This is a genomic window from Rhizobium phaseoli, assembly GCF_010668805.1.
Lineage (GTDB): Bacteria > Pseudomonadota > Alphaproteobacteria > Rhizobiales > Rhizobiaceae > Rhizobium > Rhizobium phaseoli_A.
On the sequence record NZ_WUFT01000010.1, the window covers coordinates 225,732 to 241,938 of the forward strand.

14 protein-coding genes are annotated in these 16,207 nt (G+C 61.9%); 9 read left to right on the forward strand and 5 right to left on the reverse strand.

Annotated features, from left to right (window positions below):
* The first annotated feature begins 48 nt into the window (after positions 1-48).
* Positions 49-978, forward strand: a complete 930-nt coding sequence (locus GR197_RS17645) for a lytic transglycosylase domain-containing protein (protein WP_164011735.1) — start codon at positions 49-51, stop codon at positions 976-978.
* Between the two features lie 31 nt (positions 979-1,009).
* On the opposite strand, the gene GR197_RS17650 is transcribed toward GR197_RS17645, so the two are convergent.
* Positions 1,010-2,434, reverse strand: coding sequence for a serine hydrolase domain-containing protein (locus GR197_RS17650; RefSeq protein ID WP_164011737.1), 1,425 nt, complete (start codon positions 2,432-2,434; stop codon positions 1,010-1,012).
* A gap of 189 nt (positions 2,435-2,623) precedes the next feature.
* On the opposite strand from GR197_RS17650, the gene GR197_RS17655 reads away from it, so the two are divergent.
* The 5 genes from GR197_RS17655 to GR197_RS17675 all read left to right on the forward strand — a co-directional run bounded on the left by GR197_RS17655 (position 2,624) and on the right by GR197_RS17675 (position 7,797).
* Positions 2,624-3,868, forward strand: coding sequence for a DUF3419 family protein (locus GR197_RS17655; RefSeq protein WP_164011739.1), 1,245 nt, complete (start codon positions 2,624-2,626; stop codon positions 3,866-3,868).
* Positions 3,865-4,539 (forward strand): methyltransferase domain-containing protein, encoded by a 675-nt coding sequence (locus GR197_RS17660; RefSeq protein ID WP_164011741.1) that lies wholly within the window; start codon positions 3,865-3,867, stop codon positions 4,537-4,539. The genes GR197_RS17655 and GR197_RS17660 overlap by 4 nt, the downstream gene beginning before the upstream one ends.
* A gap of 125 nt (positions 4,540-4,664) precedes the next feature.
* Complete coding sequence (locus tag GR197_RS17665) at positions 4,665-5,462, forward strand: glycoside hydrolase family 25 protein (protein ID WP_164011743.1); 798 nt, start codon at positions 4,665-4,667, stop codon at positions 5,460-5,462.
* 81 nt (positions 5,463-5,543) lie between these two features.
* On the forward strand, positions 5,544-6,761 hold the full coding sequence (locus tag GR197_RS17670; protein WP_164011744.1) for a lytic murein transglycosylase: 1,218 nt from the start codon (positions 5,544-5,546) through the stop codon (positions 6,759-6,761).
* A 130-nt stretch (positions 6,762-6,891) separates the two neighbouring features.
* Complete coding sequence (locus GR197_RS17675) at positions 6,892-7,797, forward strand: EamA family transporter (protein WP_164011746.1); 906 nt, start codon at positions 6,892-6,894, stop codon at positions 7,795-7,797.
* 455 nt (positions 7,798-8,252) lie between these two features.
* Here the strand turns inward: GR197_RS17675 and metF are convergent, their stop codons facing one another.
* The 4 genes from metF to GR197_RS17695 all read right to left on the reverse strand — a co-directional run bounded on the left by metF (position 8,253) and on the right by GR197_RS17695 (position 12,833).
* Positions 8,253-9,155 carry a methylenetetrahydrofolate reductase [NAD(P)H] gene (gene metF, locus GR197_RS17680; protein ID WP_164011748.1) on the reverse strand — a complete coding sequence of 301 codons (903 nt, stop codon included), beginning with the start codon at positions 9,153-9,155 and terminating at the stop codon, positions 8,253-8,255.
* A 1-nt stretch (position 9,156) separates the two neighbouring features.
* Positions 9,157-10,182, reverse strand: a complete 1,026-nt coding sequence (locus tag GR197_RS17685) for an ArsR/SmtB family transcription factor (RefSeq protein ID WP_164011749.1) — start codon at positions 10,180-10,182, stop codon at positions 9,157-9,159.
* 161 nt (positions 10,183-10,343) lie between these two features.
* Positions 10,344-11,993: an energy-dependent translational throttle protein EttA gene (gene ettA, locus GR197_RS17690; RefSeq protein ID WP_164011751.1), complete on the reverse strand. Its 1,650-nt coding sequence runs from the start codon at positions 11,991-11,993 to the stop codon at positions 10,344-10,346.
* Positions 11,994-12,092: 99 nt separating this feature from the next.
* Positions 12,093-12,833 (reverse strand): ribonuclease T2 family protein, encoded by a 741-nt coding sequence (locus GR197_RS17695; protein WP_164011753.1) that lies wholly within the window; start codon positions 12,831-12,833, stop codon positions 12,093-12,095.
* 259 nt (positions 12,834-13,092) lie between these two features.
* Between GR197_RS17695 and GR197_RS17700 the strand changes: the two genes are divergently transcribed.
* Genes GR197_RS17700 through GR197_RS17710 form a run of 3 tightly spaced genes read left to right on the forward strand, consistent with a single transcriptional unit; the run spans position 13,093 to position 16,206 of the window.
* The gene (locus tag GR197_RS17700; protein ID WP_164011755.1) at positions 13,093-14,022 is read left to right on the forward strand and encodes an alpha/beta fold hydrolase; all 930 of its coding nucleotides are present in this window, start codon (positions 13,093-13,095) and stop codon (positions 14,020-14,022) included.
* A gap of 17 nt (positions 14,023-14,039) precedes the next feature.
* Complete coding sequence (locus GR197_RS17705) at positions 14,040-14,996, forward strand: DMT family transporter (RefSeq protein ID WP_164011757.1); 957 nt, start codon at positions 14,040-14,042, stop codon at positions 14,994-14,996.
* A gap of 16 nt (positions 14,997-15,012) precedes the next feature.
* A complete protein-coding gene (locus GR197_RS17710) occupies positions 15,013-16,206 on the forward strand; it encodes a CaiB/BaiF CoA transferase family protein (RefSeq protein ID WP_164011759.1) in 1,194 nt (397 codons plus the stop codon).
* Position 16,207: the final 1 nt, after the last annotated feature.

Consider the following 16,207-nt stretch of genomic DNA (forward strand, 5'->3'; position numbering starts at 1 on the left):
TAACTTTTATACGCTGCCGGGGCGGCGCGATTTCACGAAAGTGGCGGAATGGTAGCGATCGGATTATCCGGCCTGAAACGCAGTCTTGTCGTTTCGACGATACTCTGCGGCGTGATGACGGGATGCGCCAGCGTCGAATACACATCTCAGGCCGAACTGACAGCCGCCCAGACCGTTGTGCCGATGCCGAAACCCGGGGAAGACGCCACGCTTGCCGCGATTCCGACAGCCGAAGGCACAGCCGGTCAGGCGGTCGCCGGTGCCACCCTCCCTCAGGCATCCCCCTCCCTGACCGCGATGGCGATGCCGCCCGTGACAGCCTCTCAGCCTGCCGACCTCACCGTGCAGCCGGCAGTCTATGCGCAAATTCCGCTGACGCCCGAAATGACGGCGATCCAGTCCGTGGTGCCGACGCCGCGTCCGGGAGCCCCGGCACAGCCGACGACGCAGCTTGCCTTTGCCGCGACACCGCAAAACGGCGCGCTTGCGGCACTTGCCGCAGTCGATACGACGCCGCGTCCCAGCATGGACTACGGGTTCGATGAATCCGGGCCGATCGATCCGCCGACGGCACCGCCGATGTTCAGCGACGACGACAAAGACGATGCCCCGACCGTCGAAAAGAGCTTCGTCACCAAACTCATTCAGAAATATTCGAAGCTCTACGAAATTCCCGAGACGCTGCTCCACCGCATCGTCCACCGCGAGAGCCGCTACAACGCCAAGGCCTACAACAAGCGCGGCTATTTCGGCCTCATGCAGATCAAGTACAACACCGCGAAATCCATGGGGTATGACGGCGCCCCCGGTGGTCTTTTCGATGCCGAGACCAACATCAAATATGCCGCAAAATATCTGCGCGGCGCCTGGCTCGTCTCCGACAGCAAGGAAGACGATGCCGTTCGCCTCTATGCGCGCGGCTACTATTACGACGCCAAGCGCAAGGGCATGACCGACATCGCCCAGGGCAACTATTAAGCAATAGAACGACTGAAACGACGAAGGCCGCCTATCGCTGCGGCTGCGCTGGCTGTTGCGATCCGGCCTGCTGTTGTTGCTCTCCCGGTTGCGGCAAGGTCGCCAGGATCGCCTGGAGAAGCGTTTGCGGCTGATAACCGAGCCGGCTCGGCGTCAGCCCAAGGCGGATGACGACCAGATTGGCGGACGGCACGATCGCCATGCTCTGCCCGTCATGCCCCGTCAGCCAGAACGTATCCTCGGGCAGCCCGAACTTAGCACTCGGGTCGCCGGGCGCGAGCCAAGCCTGGCCCTGTGTATAGCGGCCGTTCGACGCTGCGGTCGGAGTGCGCATGGCGCCGACAAAACCTTCCGGCAACAGCCGTTGACCGTCCCAGACTCCATCCTGCAGCAGGAACTGGCCGAAGCGCGCCCAGTCATGCGCCGTCGCGTAGAGATAGGAGCTTCCAGCGAACGTGCCGCGCGCATCGAGTTCGAACACGGCGCTGGTCATGCCGAGCGGCGAAAACAGCGCGTCATCAGGATAGGAAAAGGCCGCCTGTGCATGGCCGACCCGATCCATCCAGATGCGCGACAAGAGCACCGCCGTGCCGCTCGAATAGCGAAATCGCTTACCCGGCGCCGCCTCCAGCGGTGCGTTGGCCGGCAGCGATACCATGTCGGGATCGAGATAAAGCATGCGCGTCACATCGGCGACATCACCATAATCCTCGTTGAAGGCAAGTCCGCTCTCCATGCCGAGCAGGTCGGAGACCTTGATTCTGGCGCGCGCATCGTTCTTCCACTGCGCCAGCAGATTATCATCGTCGAATGAGATCTTGCCGTCGAGCATCAGCCGGCCGAGGATCGCAGCATTCACCGTCTTCGTCATCGACCAGCCGATCAACGGTGTCTTCGCCGAGAAGCCGGCGCCATAAGTTTCGGCGACGATGCGGCCGTTGCGCACCACCACGATCGCCCGCATGGCTGGGCCGGCTACTCTTTCATCGGCAAGCAGCGCGGCGATCTTCCCGTCCGGCCGATCGTCGGCGCCGTCACCCTCAGGCCACAGAGCCTCGTTCACCTCCGCCCTCGCCGGCGCATTGAAAGGCACCGCATTCGCCGCCGCCTCGAAATTGCCGTCCGGCACGCTCGTGCAGCCGAAAGCGCCACGATAGAGCGCATAACTCGGCGCAAACAGTCCCATGAAGCGCGCCGTCACACGATCGTCGTCGCGGTCGACACTGACGCGCACCAGCCGCAGCAGCGGATTTCCGGGCGCCTGGACATCATCATGGAGCACCTCCTCGGCCTCCCGGCCTGATATGAAGACGTTGGAGCAGACGATCTTGGCGGCATAGCCGTCGCCGACACGCAGCAATTCCGGCGGCTGGACGAAGAGCCAGCCGGCGACGCCGATGACGGCGAGAACGATAAGGAGAGCAAGCGCCTTCAGCATACGCAGGACAAATCGCATGGCATTCCTCCATGCCCGAGAGAAGCAGGAATTGCACGCGCCGGAAAGGGGCCGCGGCGGAGAAGGGTCGTCATTTCGATCACTTTACCAGGAGGGCGATCACTCCGGAGAACGGCGCCCACAGCCCACGTCATCAAACTGTAGCAGTGGCGCGTTACACGCCCTGAACGCTAAAAAGGTGACAGACTCATGTCAGAATTTGCACCGGATGCCGGCTTCCGCAAGAACCGGAAACTCAAGGACGCCCTTCTCCGCCACAAGGCTTTTTCGAAGGATGGTTTTTCCGAGCGTCTCTTCGGCCTTCTCTTCTCCGGCCTCGTCTATCCGCAGATCTGGGAGGATCCGGATCTCGACATGCAGGCGATGGAGCTGAAGCCCAACCACCGCATCGTTACCATCGGCTCCGGCGGCTGCAATATGCTCGCCTATCTCTCCAAGGCGCCGGCCTCGATCGACGTCGTCGATCTCAATCCGCACCACATCGCGCTGAACCGCCTGAAGCTTGCCGCCTTCAAGCATCTTCCCGGCCATACCGATCTCGTCCGTTTCCTGGCGATGCCGAACGAGAAGTCGAACAGCCGCGCCTACGACCAGCATCTCGCCGCCAAGCTCGATGAGGCGACCCGCAGCTATTGGAACGGCCGCAAGTTCGGCCGCCGCCGCGTTACCGTCTTCAACCGCAACATCTACGAAACCGGCCTGCTCGGCCGCTTCATCGGCGCAGCCCACCTTCTTGCCCGCCTGCATGGCGTCAAGCTGCGCGAGATGACCAAGACCCGCTCGATCCGAGAGCAGCGCCAGTTCTTCGAAGAGCAGATCGCGCCGCTGTTCGAAAAGCCGGTCGTGCGCTGGATCACCGGCCGCAAGAGCTCGCTCTTCGGCCTCGGCATTCCACCGCAGCAATATGACGAGCTCGCCAACCTCGCCGCCGATCATTCGATCGCACCGGTGCTGAAGCATCGTCTGGAAAAACTCGCCTGTCATTTCCCTATGTGCGACAACTATTTCGCCTGGCAGGCCTTCGGCCGCCGCTACGGTACCGAAGAGGAAGGCCCGCTGCCGACCTATCTGAAATCGGAGCACTACGAGGTGATCCGCGCCAATATCGACCGCGTCAACGTCCATCATGCAAGCTTCACCGAGCTTCTGGCCCGCGAGCCGGCCGCCTCGCGCGACCGCTACATCCTGCTCGACGCGCAGGACTGGATGACGGACGAGCAGTTGAACGATGTCTGGCGGGAAATCAACCGCACGGCGCGTGAAGGCGCCCGCGTGATCTTCCGCACCGCCGCCGAAAAGAGCATCATCGAAGGCCGCCTATCTTCCCCCATCCGCGACCAGTGGGATTACTTCGAGGAGAAGTCGCGTGAGCTGACCGCGCTCGATCGCTCGGCAATTTATGGCGGTTTCCACATCTACGGGAAGAAGGCGTGAGCAAGGTCGGCACCGAAACGGCAGGAAAGAGCGGCGAACATGCCAGCCTGATGGATGGCATGTACCGCTATCAGCGCCATATCTACGACCTGACCCGCAAATATTACCTTCTCGGTCGTGACAGCACGATCCGCAATCTCGACGTGCCCGAGGGCGGCACCCTGCTTGAAGTGGGCTGCGGCACCGGGCGTAACATGGCCTTCGCCCATCGGCATTTCCCGACCGCCAAGCTGTTCGGCCTCGACATCTCCCAGGAAATGCTGATTTCGGCGCGCAAGACCTTCGCCACCAAGGCGACCATCCCGGAATTCCGCGTCGCCGACGCCACGGCGTTCACGCCGCGCGAATTCGGCGTCAGCGGCTTCGACCGCATCCTGATCTCCTATGCCCTGTCGATGATCCCGGACTGGGAGCGCGCCGTCGATGCGTCGATCGCCGCACTCAACCCCGGCGGTCAGCTGCACATCGTCGATTTCGGCCAGCAGGAGGGCCTGCCCGGCTGGTTCCGCCGCATGCTGCAGTCATGGCTTGCGAAATTCCACGTCACTCCGCGCCCCGATCTGCGCGAGGTCCTGGAAGCGCAAGCCCATGAAAACAACGCGAGATTGTTGTTCGATACCGTTGGCGGCGGTTATGCCTGGCGGGCCGCGATTATCAGCAAGAGCTCATAATTCGCTTGAAACTAACCGAATTTTTACGTTGATATGGTGAAAAGAGGGTTATCCTCTGCCGACTCGTCTTTTTCGAAGGTCAGGCTGTGGGGCAAAGAGATCATTCGAGTTACGACGGGACGCCCATGCGCCGGCTTTTGTTTTGCGTTTTGCCCCTGGCCATCCTGCTGGCCGGCTGCTCCTCCTCCGGGCATGACTATCTCGAAACGGCATCGATCAAGCCGAAGATGCGTTTCAAGGATACCGATCCGCAGGATTTCGGCCCCAAGCATCCGCAGCAGAACCAGGTCCATGGCATCGACATCTCCAAATGGCAGGGCGATATCGACTGGGCGACGGTGAAGAATTCTGGTGTCGGCTTCGCCTTCATCAAGGCGACCGAAGGCAAGGACAGGGTCGATCCGCGCTTCGACGAATACTGGCGCGAGGCCCGCGCCGCCGGCATCCCGCATGCGCCCTATCATTTCTATTATTTCTGCTCCTCGGCCGATCAGCAGGCCGACTGGTTCATCCGCAACGTGCCGAAGGAGGCCATGCGCCTGCCGCCGGTGCTCGATGTCGAATGGAACGCCGAATCGAAGACCTGCCGCTATCGTCCCGATCCGGAAACCGTGCGCGCCGAAATGCAGCGTTTCATGGACCGGCTGGAGGCCTATTATGGCAAGCGCCCGATTATTTACACCTCGGTCGATTTCCACCGTGACAATCTGGCCGGCTACTTCCAGGACTATCATTTCTGGGTCCGTTCGGTGGCAAAACACCCCGAGGTGACCTATTCCGACCGCCGCTGGGCCTTCTGGCAATATACCTCGACCGGCGTCATTCCCGGTATCAGCGGTCCCACCGATATCAATGTCTTTGCCGGCAGTGCAAAGAACTGGAACAATTGGGTTGCGGCCGTTTCCAAGGATAGAAATTCTTAGTAACGTCTTCCGATGTTTCTTGCTCCCGTCACATTCCTCTGTGAAAGCGACGGCAATCTGTTTGATATAAGGACCGCATCCATGCACCGCTCGCTCGCAAGCCGCTCTGCACTCGCTCTTCTGTTTGCCCTCGCCCTTGCCGGCGGAGCGGCCGCCCAGCAGGTGCCGGACGCAGCACCGGCAGCGCCCTGCGGCGGCGATCTCTCCGCCTTCCTTGAAGGCGTCAAGAAGGATGCGGTTGCCGCTGGCGCGAGTGCGGCAGCCGCCGACGCCGCCTTCGCCGGCGCCGAGATCGATCCCAAGGTTCTGAGCCGAGATCGGGCCCAGGGCGTCTTCAAGCAGACCTTCCTCGAATTCTCTCAGCGCACCGTCAGCCAGGCCCGCCTCGACATCGGCCGCCAGAAGATGAAGCAATATGCCGAGGTCTTTGCCCGCGCCGAACAGGAATTCGGCGTTCCCTCCGGCGTCATTACTGCCTTCTGGGCGATGGAAACCGATTTCGGCGCCGTCCAGGGCGATTTCAATACCCGCAATGCTCTGGTGACGCTGTCGCATGATTGCCGCCGCCCCGAACTCTTCCGCCCGCAGCTGATCGCGCTCGTCGAGATGGTTCAGCACGGCGACCTCGACCCCGCCACCAATACCGGCGCCTGGGCCGGCGAAATCGGCCAGGTGCAGATGCTGCCGCGCGACATCATTGCCTATGGCATGGACGGCGACGGCGACGGCCATATCCGCCTGAAGCAGAGCGGCCCGGACGCCATCCTGACGGCAGCGAAATTCATCCAGCATCTCGGCTTCGAACGTGGCCAGCCTTGGCTGCAAGAGGTGACCGTGCCGGACAACCTGCCCTGGGAGAAATCCGGGCTCGGCGGCACGATGAGGGCCGGCGAGTGGTTCGCGCTCGGCGTCAAGCCGCGTGACGGCAATACGGCCTTCGGCAACCTTGAAGGCGATCTGGTGCTGCCGCAGGGCCGCATGGGACCGGCCTTCATCGCCTACCCGAATTTCAAGATCTATCTCGAATGGAACAAGTCGTTCATCTACACGACGTCGGCCGCCTATTTCGGGACGCGTCTTTCGGGCGCCGAGCCCTATCTCAAGGGCGTTCCGGAACAGGGGCTCGCCAGCGACCAGATGAAGACGCTGCAAACCAAACTGCAGTCGCTCGGCCACGATGTCGGCGAGATCGACGGCATCCTCGGCTCCGGCACGCGTGTGGCGATCCAGAAGGAGCAGCAGCGCCTCGGCATGCCGGCCGACGGCTGGGCAACACCTGCCCTTCTCAACGCTCTCTGATCACCTCTGACAGCCAACCGCCGTCCGCTTCGCAAGAAACGGGTGGCGCGGTCCACCGTCTGCGCTAAGCATCATATCCGAAGCGGGTGCCGGTCTTCCTAAACGACCGGCCTACGGTGGAGGAAGCAGCGTGGACAGCAGAATGAATGCCTGGACCTGGAGCCTGCTGGTCCTACTCGGCCTGATCTGGGGCGCCTCCTTCTTCTTTGCCCGCATCGCCGTCCAGCATGTGCCGCCGCTGACCCTGGTCTTCCTCAGGCTGCTGATCGCCGCACTGGCGCTGCATATCTATATCGCCGGCCGCTTCGATTTCTACTCGATCCTCAAAGCCCGCTGGCGCGAATTCCTGATCCTTGGGCTGATCAACAATGCCCTGCCGCATGCCCTGATCTTCTTCGGGCAGACCCGCATCGGCGCCGGCCTCGCGGCGATCCTGAACGCAACGACACCGATCTGGACGGTGCTCATTGCCAATTACTTCACATCAGACGAAAAGCTTTCATCGGCGAAAATCGCCGGCTGCCTCGTCGGTCTCGCCGGAACGATCGTGCTGATCGGTCCCGGCATCTCGGCCGGCGGCGAGGCGCCGCTATGGGCGCTGCTGCTCCCCGTGCTTGCCGCCGTCTCTTATGGTTTCGCCGCGACCTACGGCAAACGTTTCAGGGATGTTCCCGCTCCGGTCACCGCTGCCGGCCAGTTGACCGCCTCTTCGCTAATCGCGTTGCCGCTATCGCTGCTCGCAGATCGCCCTTGGACGCTGGCCGCGCCGCCGCTTGATGCGCTGCTTGCCATCATGGCACTGGCGCTGCTGTCGACCGCGTTCGGCTATATCCTCTATTTCCGGATCATGGCGGCAGCCGGCGCGACCAACGCCTCGCTCGTCACCCTGCTGGTGCCGCCGAGCGCCATCCTTCTCGGCGTGCTTTTCCTCGGCGAAAGGCTCACATCGGGCGAATTCGCCGGCATGGCGCTGATCGGTTTCGGCCTCGTCATTCTCGACGGCCGCGCCTATCGCCTGCTGGCGAAGACCACCTGATATCGGTTGTGAATTCCACGTGTTTTCAACCGGTTGGCCGCTCGCCATGTTTTGGGCGCATAGGTAAACTGGCAATCGCCGGATTTAACGGCATGTTAAAATCTGTGAACAAAAAATTATCGAATATAATCGATTAGTTTCAACGGCTTGCCGATAGCCTCTTCGACTTGTCCACCGCGCCCTTCGGCAGCGCAGCATAGAATCCGCTTCCCAACCGACATATTTCCGACATATTATCGTCCGGTTAACGCGAGGAGACAGACATGGGACTCACGCAATCCTTGAATGTTCTGTTGGTCAGTGCAGCGTTTGCTTTCGTCTTGTCCATGCTCTTCATCTGAGTCGGCCGACGGAAGCGTAACGACTGGTAGTACCTGAACTCCCCTGATCAATCCGCCAATGAAAAAGCGCATGTCCCGCCCGACATGCGCTTTTTCACTTTCGAATTGGAAAGATCAGGCGGCCGCGCCCGCGCTTTTTGCCGCCCGGCGGGAAAAGCCGAGATTGTCGAGCACGGCGGAAACCAGCGGCGCGCGGTTCATCGTGTAGAGATGGAAGTCATGGATGCCGCGCCGGACGAGATCCTCGATCTGTTCGGCGGCGACATCGGCTGCGACCTTGGCGCGCTCCTCGGGCTTGTCGTCGAAGCCGGCGAAACGCTCATCGAGGAAGGCCGGGATGATCGTGCCGCAGGCGCCGGCGAAACGCTTCAGCTGTGTCAGGTTTTGGATCGGCATGATGCCGGGCACAACGGGGATCGAGATGCCGGCAGCGCGCACCTTCTCAAGGTAACGCTCGAAATTGTCGTTGTCGAAGAAGAACTGCGTCAGCGCCCGGTCGGCGCCGTTGTCGGCCTTGCGCTTCAGCATCTCGATATCGGCGGCCGTATCGCGGCTTTCCGGGTGTTTTTCCGGATAGGCGGAAACCGAAATCTCGAAATCGCCGATCGCTTTGAGGCCGGCCACCAGCTCCGCCGCGTTGGCGTAACCGCCGGGGTGCGGCTGATAGGGCGCGCCGGCGCCGCCGGGCGCATCACCGCGCAAAGCCACGAAATGCGTCACGCCGACCTTGCGGAAGGTCTCGATCATCTGATGCGTCTCTTCCTTCGTCGCGCCGACGCAGGTGAGATGCGAAGCGGTGGCGAGCGGCGTCTGCGCAAGAAAACGCGTGACGGCGGTCAGCGTCGGCGCCTTGGTGGTGCCGCCGGCGCCGTAGGTCACCGAGACAAAATCCGGGTCCCAGTCCTGCAGCTTGCTGACAGTATCCCAGAGCTGCCCTTCCATCTCCTCCGATTTCGGCGGGAAGAATTCGAAAGAGATCCCGATATTGCGGCCGCGTGCCTCGTTATTCAAAGCCATGTCATATTCTCCCGGCAAATATAGGTTCGGCGCCTTCGCTTGTCTGCGAAGCCATAAGGCGCCTCGGATCGCGCGCGAGCCAGACGGTGACCGTCAACCCCTGTCCGCTCGGCTGACCCGGATGAAGATCGACAACCTGCTCGACGTCGAGCCCGGCCCTGTGCAGCCAGTCGGATATCGCCTGGTGTGAGAAACCGAGACGGACATGCGCATGCTCGTCGCGAAGATATTCGAGCGTGTGCGGCGCAAGGTCGATGACCACGAGCCGGCCACCCGGCCGAAGCATGCGCGCCGCTTCCGCGATCGCAATCTCCGGTTGGTCGAAGAAATGCAGCACTTGATGGATCGTCACCAGATCGAAATCCTGACCCTCGAACGGCAGGTTCAGGATGTCGGCGTGGCGCACGGTAGCCTTGGTGATGCGAGACTTGTCGAGATTGGCGCGGGCCACGCTCAGCATGTCGCGGCTGGCATCGACGCCGACCGCCCGGCGGTAGAGCCCGGAGAGAAGTTCGAGGATGCGGCCGGTGCCGGTGCCGAGATCGAGCAGCGAGTCGATCGGCTGACCGCCGAGCAGCCGGATGACGGCGGCATCGACCTCCTCGTCGGCGGCATGCAGGCGGCGAAGCTCGTCCCACTCAGCCGCGTTGCGGCTGAAATAGGCCTGTGCCCGCTCGGCGCGCTGGCGCTTCACCTGCGACAGCCGTTCGCCGTCGCGAAGGACGGTCGGATCGTTTTCGGAGACATGCTTCAGCAATGCCCGCACGAGCATTGCCGCCTTGCCGTCCTGCTTGAGGCGAAAATAGGCCCAGGCGCCTTCCTGGTAGCGTTCGATCAGTTCGGCCTCGCCGAGCAGCTTCAGATGGCGGGAGATGCGGGGCTGGGATTGGCCGAGAATTTCGGTAAGATCGGTCACCGTCAGGTCGCCGCCGTCGAGAAGCGCCAGGAGCCGCAGACGCGTCGGCTCGCCGGCCGCCTTCAAGACGTCCACCAGCGCATCCAGTCCAAGCTTCAACGGTTCACCCATCTTCGATCCAATCAAGATATAAAGATATCTTTATGTGATTTGAAAGACGGTGACAAGCGGCAATTCGCGCTCTAGCGAAATTGCCTGCTCAAATTGCGACAGGCCAGACGTGAAAAAGCCCCGGCAAAACCGGGGCTTCTCACTAACGAAAATGGCTGGGATCAGCGCGTCAGGCGCTTATGGGCCTGGCTGCCTGGGTTGAGCGCGTCGGGGCCAAGGCGACGAACCTTGTCCTGTTCATAATCTTCGAAGTTGCCTTCGAACCATTCGACATGGCCCTCGCCTTCGAAAGCCAGAATGTGGGTCGCCAGACGGTCGAGGAACATGCGATCGTGGCTGATGATGATGGCGCAGCCGGCAAACGCTTCAAGCGCGCTTTCCAGGGCACCGAGGGTTTCCGTATCGAGGTCGTTGGTCGGTTCGTCGAGCAGCAGGACGTTGCCGCCGGCCTTCAGCATCTTGGCAAGGTGAACGCGGTTGCGCTGGCCGCCCGAGAGATTGCCGACCTTCTGCTGCTGATCGCCGCCCTTGAAGTTGAAGGCGCCGCAATAGGCTCTGGAGTTCATATCGAACTTGCCGAGCTTGATGATTTCCGCGCCGCCGGAGATTTCCTCCCAGACCGTCTTGCTGCCGTCAAGCGCATCGCGGCTCTGATCGACATAACCGAGATGGACCGTCTCGCCGATGCGGACCGATCCCGCATCCGGCGTCTCCTCGCCGGTGATCATGCGGAACAGCGTCGTCTTGCCGGCGCCGTTCGGGCCGATGATGCCGACGATGCCGCCCGGCGGCAGCTTGATCGACAGGTCGTTGATCAGCGTACGGCCCTCGAAGCCCTTGGTGATGCCTTCCATCTCGATGACCACCTGTCCCAAGCGCTCGCTGACCGGGATGATGATCTGCGCGTCGCCGGGACGCTGCTTTTCGGCAGCCTCCACCAATTGTTCGTAAGACTTGATACGCGCCTTGGATTTTGCCTGACGCGCCTTCGGGCTGGAGGCGATCCATTCCTGTTCGCGGCTGATCGCCTTCTGGCGGCCCGCCTCTTCCCGGTTTTCCTGTTGCATGCGCTTGGCCTTGGCGAGCAGGTAGGCCGAATAGTTACCTTCGTAGGGAATGCCACGGCCGCGGTCGAGTTCGAGGATCCATCCGGTGACGTTGTCGAGGAAGTAGCGATCGTGGGTGATCATCATCACGGCGCCCGGATAGTCGCGCAGATGTTTTTCGAGCCAGGCAATCGTCTCGGCATCCAGGTGGTTGGTCGGTTCGTCGAGCAGCAGCAGGTCCGGCTGCGAAAGCAGCAGGCGGCAGAGCGCGATACGGCGGCGCTCACCGCCGGAAAGGCTGGTGACATCGGCGTCGCGCGGCGGGCAGCGCAGGGCTTCCATCGCCATCTCGACCTGGCTTTCCAGATCCCACAGATTCTGGCTGTCGATAATGTCCTGAAGCTTCGATCCCTCTTCCGCCGTCTCGTCGGAATAGTTCATCATCAGCTCGTTGTAGCGCTCGAGCACCGCCGTCTTCTTGGCAACGCCTTCCATGACGTTTTCGAACACAGTCTTGTTGGCATCGAGATGCGGCTCCTGCTCGAGGTAGCCGACCGTCGCTCCTTCGGCGAGCCAGGCTTCGCCGGTAAATTCCTTGTCCTGGCCGGCGATGATGCGCAGCACGGTGGATTTACCGGCGCCGTTCGGCCCGAGAATACCGATCTTGGCATCCGGGTAGAAGGAAAGGTGGATGTTCTCCAGGATCTTCTTGTTGCCATAGGCCTTGTTGAGGCCGGACATATGATAGATGAACTGACGTGCCATGACTGCGCTGCTCCGGGCGGGAAACTTCGATCGTGCCGCTATGTAGGCGAAACAGCGCCTGCGGGCAACGCCGAAACCCGGTTTACTCAGGATTTCCGGTCAAAAGCCCGCAGCATCGACGATGCCCTCGTCGCAGCCGAAGGAGGTTTTTCCCGCCCCCTGGATCAGATCGGCAAGCGCAGCACTTTTCGCCGACGCCGCCCCGGCGGCCTCCGAAAGCCCGATGGTCAACCCGCTGATCAGCTTGACATTGCCGGCCCGCCGGCAGCTCATCTTGACGCGCTCGCCGGCACCCGGCCCGAAGCTCTTGTCGAAAGCTGCCTTGATCGCCTCGGCCTTGACCGGCTTGCCGATATTGGCGGCGAAAAGGTCGCGCACGGCCGACGTGTTGAGCGCGCCCAGGAGATGCACGCCGACGCCGAAATAATCTTCGGCGTTCATTTTCGTGCAGGTTCCGTGCTTTGTCCATTCATGCCGTTCCAGACCGGATTGCGTTCCGGGCATCGCCTTTGCCAGCGCCGTCTGCGTCTCGGCCGAAAGCGTGACCGCCGGCAAGGTGTTCCAGCTGCCGTCCTTGTCGGCGGCCTTCTGCTCGGCGCTGACGTCGCAATAATTCTGTCGCATCGGCCAGAGCCCGTGCAACGAGAAATTCGTCGCATCCGGGCGCTCGCCGGTCTGGCTCGCACATTCGGCCTTCTTCTGGTTCGTCTGGCAAAAAGCCGGCTGCCAGCTTGCCGAAAGTATAAAACGGGTGCGCCCGCCGGCCTCCTGCGCCACGGCGGCGCCGGCAACAACCATCGACAAAGCGAACGACAAGGTACGCAACTGCATGCTGCTCATTTCAACCCCCAAAAAAGAACAATACAGGAACAAATAAGCACGAAGATTAAAAGCTCGCAACCCTGAATCGCGACGCTGCTGCAATTTGTTACCCAATAAGCCGAAACCCATCTTGCATTTGCCGAGAGCACCGCACCTTTTCAGGCGCATGCAGGACACTGCAGCACTTGGAATTGCTGCATGATTTCGCTCTTAAATCGGTTTCGATTTAGGGAATTATACACCAGCGATCTGCTCTGTTACCGCAGGGAGGACCGACATGTTTTCTGAAACGCAAAGGCTCGCCGCGCCAGGGGCGTCGCTCGCCTATCACCATGCCGAGGCCGCTGGCCCGGCACACGGCATCCTGTTGATATCGCACGGCCTCGCCGAACATTCGAAACGCTATCGCGCTTTTGCGGAGGCGATGGCGGCGCGCGGCTATCACGTCTATGCCCACGACCACCGCGGCCACGGCGAGACGACGGCACCCGACGCGCCGGTCGGCCGCTTTGCCCGACGGGACGGCGTCGAAAAGGTGATCGGCGACGTCATCGCCATGCGTGCCCATGCGGCCTTGCGCCATCCCGGCCTGCCGGTGATCCTCTTCGGCCATTCGATGGGCGGCCTCATCGCCCTCAACGCCGCGGTCACGGTGCCTGTCGATTTCGACGCCGTCGCTGTCTGGAATTCGAATTTCGCCGTCGGTCTTGCCGGGCGCGCCGCTCAGGCGATCCTGCTTGCCGAGCGCATGCTGAAGGGCTCAGACGTGCCGAGCGGCCTCCTGCCGAAACTCACCTTCGGCGCCTGGGGAAAGTCGATCCCGGGGTGCCGCACTGAGTTCGACTGGCTCTCGCGGCTTCCCGCCGAAGTCGACAAATATATTGCCGATCCGCTCTGCGGCTTCGATGCCTCGGTCTCGCTCTGGCTCGATCTCTTCGAACTGACGTTTCGCGCGCCGCAAAAGCCTCATCTGGACCGGCTGCCGCGCCACATGCCGATCCATCTGGTCGGCGGCGGCGAGGACCCGGCGACGGAGCGTGGAAAAGCCATCGTCTGGCTGTCAAACCATTTGAAAGCCCGGGGCTTCTCTCGTATCAGCACTGAGATATATCGGGACATGCGGCACGAAACGCTGAACGAGATCGGCGCAGATGCGGCAACCGCAGCCTTCGCGGATTGGTGCGACGAGGCCGTCGCAAAATCCTGAGCCGGAGAGATCCCATCATGAGCAGCACCGCCGCCCGCCCCGTTTCCTCAGCCTCCGACGTGACCACGGGGCTTGCGCTGATGTTTCTTTCGGTAATGGTCTCACCGCTCATCGACATCTTCGCCAAGCTTGCCGTCGTCACGATCCCGTCTGCCGAGATCACCGCCGCCCGCTTTGCCCTACAGGCGCTCTGCATGCTGCCAATCGTCATATGGCGGCGCAGCTTCACCGACTTCTCCTGGCGCCAGAGCCTTTTCCATGCCATCCGCGGCGCGATCATCACGGTCTCGATGATCTCCTTCGTCACCACGCTGAAATATATGGCCGTCGCCGACGCGATTGCGATCTTCTTCGTCGAGCCGATCATGCTGACCATCCTCGGCGGTATTTTCCTCAAGGAAACGATCGGCTGGCGGCGATATACCGCCTGCGGCGTCGGCTTCCTCGGGGCAATGCTGATCATCCAGCCGAGTTTCAGCGAAGTCGGCTACGTCGCGCTCCTGCCCGTCCTCAGCGCACTCTGCATCGCGATCTTCGTACTGATGACCCGCGTCCTCTCGCACCGGGAAGATCCCTGGGCGATGCAGTTCCAGATGGGCATCTGGGGCCTTATCTTCTGCGCCATCCTGCTTTTTGCAGGCGAAGGAAGCGGTTCCGATCTCTTCGACCCCGTCATGCCTGAAGGCCGCGCCTGGTTCTACCTCGCAGGCGTCGGCGCCATGGCCGCGATAGCGGGCATCTTCGGCGTCTATGCTTATCGCGCAGCGCCGGCATCGACGCTGGCGCCGCTGCAATATTTCGAGATCGTCTCGGCGACGATCTTCGCCTGGCTGGTTTTCGGCGACTTTCCGGATGCGGTCAAATGGCTCGGCATCATGATCATCATGGCGTCGGGCTTCTACATCCTCTGGCGCGAGCGCCGCTTTGCTTCAAAGCCTGTATCCGATACATCTGAGGCGACACTGGCGCCGTAGAAACGGACGAGGAAATATGACGACGAAAAAGCCGCCGCTTGCCGGCATCCGGGTGATCGAGCTTGCCCGCGTGCTCGCCGGTCCCTGGGCGGGACAGATGCTCGCCGATCTCGGCGCCGACGTCATCAAGGTCGAAAACCCTGACGGCGGTGACGACACCCGCCAATGGGGGCCGCCCTTCGTCGAGGGCGCCGATGGCGAAAACCTCTCGGCCGCCTATTACCACGCCGCCAATCGCGGCAAGCGCTCCATTACTGCTGATCTGAAGAGCCCCGAAGGTCAGGATCTCGTCCGCCGCCTCGTCGCCACCGCCGATGTGGTGATCGAGAATTTCAAGCTCGGCGGCCTCGTCAAATACGGGCTCGATTACGACAGCCTGCGCCAGGTGAACCCGAAACTCGTCTATTGCTCGATCACCGGCTTCGGCCAGACCGGCCCCTATGCCAGCCTCGCGGGCTATGATTACATCGTCCAGGGCATGTCAGGTTTCATGTCGATCACCGGCGAGCCGGACGGCCAGCCGATGAAGGCAGGCGTTGCCATCGCCGATATTTTCACCGGCATCTATGCCGTCTCGGCAATCGAGGCTGCCCTGATCCACGCGCTCAAGTCAGGCGACGGCCAGCTCGTCGACATGGCCCTGCTCGATGTGCAATCGGCCGTGCTCGCCAATCAGAACATGAATTACCTCGTCTCCGGCAAGGCACCCACCCGCCTCGGCAATGCCCATCCGAATATCTCCCCCTATGAGGTCGTGCCGGCAGCAGACAGCTATCTCATTCTGGCGGTCGGAAACGACGGCCAGTTCCGGCGCCTCTGCACCATCCTCGGCCTTGACGCCATCGCCGGCGACGAGGGGTTCGCCACCAACAAGGCCCGGGTCGCCAATCGCGGCGAGGTCCGGCGCCTCATCTCGACCGAGACCCTGAAATGGCGGAAGGCGGATCTGCTGAAGGCCTGCGAGGAGAATGCGGTTCCCGCCGGTCCGATCAACACGATCGACGAGATGTTTGCCGATCCGCAGGTACAGGCCCGCGGCCTGCGCGTTGACCTCGCGGATGCCGTGGGAACCGTGATCCCCGGAGTCAGGACGCCGGTGGTGCTGTCGGAAACGCCATTGTCTTACATCAGGCCGAGCCCGCGTCTCGGCGAACACAGCGAAGAAATTCTGGCGGAACTCGCCGAGCGCGAGAGGAAGGTATCGGCATGAA